Source organism: Gammaproteobacteria bacterium (assembly GCA_029881255.1).
GTDB lineage: Bacteria > Pseudomonadota > Gammaproteobacteria > S012-40 > S012-40 > JAOUMY01.
Window position 1 is genome coordinate 1 of sequence record JAOUMY010000044.1, and the last position, 2,462, is coordinate 2,462.

3 protein-coding genes are annotated in these 2,462 nt (G+C 46.5%); 1 reads left to right on the top strand and 2 read right to left on the bottom strand.

Going from position 1 to position 2,462, the window contains the following annotated elements; genetic code table 11:
- Positions 1-219: 219 nt before the first annotated feature.
- Together OEZ43_22045 and OEZ43_22050 are read right to left on the bottom strand one after the other, a co-directional pair.
- Positions 220-624 (bottom strand): GFA family protein, encoded by a 405-nt coding sequence (locus OEZ43_22045; protein MDH5548260.1) that lies wholly within the window; start codon positions 622-624, stop codon positions 220-222.
- Between the two features lie 98 nt (positions 625-722).
- Positions 723-1,151, bottom strand: a complete 429-nt coding sequence (locus OEZ43_22050) for a hypothetical protein (protein MDH5548261.1) — start codon at positions 1,149-1,151, stop codon at positions 723-725.
- A gap of 405 nt (positions 1,152-1,556) precedes the next feature.
- On the opposite strand from OEZ43_22050, the gene OEZ43_22055 reads away from it, so the two are divergent.
- Positions 1,557-2,339, top strand: a complete 783-nt coding sequence (locus OEZ43_22055; protein ID MDH5548262.1) for an IS110 family transposase — start codon at positions 1,557-1,559, stop codon at positions 2,337-2,339.
- Positions 2,340-2,462 lie beyond the last annotated feature (123 nt).

Here is a 2,462-nt window from a genome sequence, read left to right on the forward strand (position 1 = left end):
CAACCCATATTCCTGACTCATCAGTTCTCTCATTCACACTCGCACATGAACTTAATGCAAGCGAAAGTAGTAATGCTTTTTTTAACACTTGTTTCTCACATCTAAATTTTTAATACACGCAATCTTTTAACTATAAAGTTAACGATGAATTAAACGGCGCCGCGCATTTTGCGGCGTCCGAGCAGGGCGGGTTTATGCCCTGCGGTTTTGAATGTGTTGTTAGGCATTTTCTGGTGGCAACTCTTTATATTGTGGCACTCCCTCTGGAATTGTTTCCCAGGATGCTCTTGAGCCGACAAAAATGTGCCTTTTTAGTGTTACATCTGGATTGCCATCTACACACCCTAAGGTAATCCCGTGAATCTTACCTTTGTATGTACCACAAAGTGTTGATCCACACGTGCCACAAAACTGTAAACCTGCGCCACTATTTGATTCGTAAGTGGTTAAGAGCTCTTCGCCAGAAAGCCATCTAAATTCGTTTGGTTCGACTAGAGCATATGCGGAGGCTTGTGCGCTAAAAGCCTTTCTACACATAGAACAATGACAAGAACGAGCATCACGCAATTTTCCTTCAATTTTGTATGTCACTGCACCACAAAAACATGAGCCAGATATTGTCATTATTCGTTTCTCTTTGTATGCCTAACGCTCAGCTTTGGGGCTGCCGCAGCGCAGCGTAGGCAGTCCCAGCCGCGATAGCGGCGACCAAAAGCTTATTGTTATGTTTCATCCACTTTTTCCAAACAATCAGTTAAATTCAATGTCTCAGCCAAAGGATCTTCACCACTTGGGTCAGTTATGGATATTTGACTAATAAGTGTTACACCAGCGGGCCCAAGCCTTATACCCTCAGAAGAACAGAGTCTATCTACACTAATATTGTAGTTACCACGTAACTCACCAGAGCCGTTACCCGACTTAATAAATATTTCCGTTGCCGTTAGTCCTTGGAGCTCGGACTCGCCACCTTCTCTATATGAAAAACGAAACGTGATATCGTCGGAAGTACTTAAGTCTACTTTCTCTTTCGATCCAGTACATTGCGTTTCACTATAGGAGTATTCCGATCTCTCCATATCGCCGTTTTCATAAAAAGCGTATACCGATTTCTTCCAACTACCTGAATCCTCCGCGCATAGCTCTGTCATCCAACATCCTTGCAGCGCACCAGAGGCAGTATTGCATACACTTTCATCAGCGCATGAAACGACTAATAAAAATATAACAGCTATTAAAAAGTGTCGGATAGTGGACATAGCTTTCCAAAAACATAACGACTAGGGTAAACGGCGCGCGCTTTTTGCGCGTCCGAGCCCGCGAATTTGGCGGGCGATTTTGACCCGCTTGTATGATCGATTTTCCTTCTCCAAGTGATAAAGTGAGGCCCGTAACCTGTAGCCGCAGGTCACCGGTGTGGCAGCCCGATGGACCGTCGGCGCCATGAACAATGAGCCCGTTAACAAGCATGTGGCGCCACACCGATTCATTTTCTTAACTCGGACAGTCGAATGGGCCTCTAAGCCCGAATTTAGCAAGGTGGAGATCGAAATACAATGAGCAGAAAAACTCAACATGGCGTTAATATCGGGATTGATGTTGGTAAGCAGCAGTTGGACGTCTACATCCATGAAAGAGATGTTCATATCGTCGCTGAAAATACTTCTAACGGCATTAAACAATTACTAGGAAGAATCGGGCGATACCAGGTCGAACGTATCGTCATTGAGGCGACAGGACGTTATGAGCGTCCTTTCTATGATGCGGCCGTCCAGAAAAAACTCCCTGTCATCATTATTAATCCGCTTCAGGTTCGTCGATACGCTGGCGCTGTCGGGCAATTGGCCAAGACCGACAAAATAGATGCCAGCCTGATTGCCCAATTTGCCGCGACGGTAAAACCGCCAGTGCGCGACCCCGAGTGCAAGATCGCTCGTAAAATTCGGGATTTATTGGCCAGGCGCCGCCAGCTCATGCAAATGTCAACCATGGAAAAGAACCGCTGCCACATCATGCCGAAGGAGTTGCACGGCGATATCAATCGTCTTATTCAGCACTTGAATAAACATGTCGAAAAAGTCGACAACATGCTCGATAAGCTTATCGAGCAACATGAAGATTGGCAACGCAAACGCGAAATTCTACTCAGCATGCCCGGTGTCGGCCCTGTCGTTGTCAATACGTTGCTCGGCGATCTTCCAGAACTGGGATCACTCTCGCCGAAACAGGTTGCCGCTCTGACCGGCGTAGCACCTTACAATCACGACAGTGGAAAGCTTCGTGGCAAACGCCGAATTAAGGGAGGGCGCCACTCAGTGAGAACGATTCTGTATATGTAACCGTTCATTTCGTGACGTCCTTCTTTAAATAGTACTCCCCATTTAGAATTCCCTCATCGTTTCACAACGGCCATGAGGATATTATGAGCAACACCGCCTATCAACGTCGAACCCCAGCGCAGT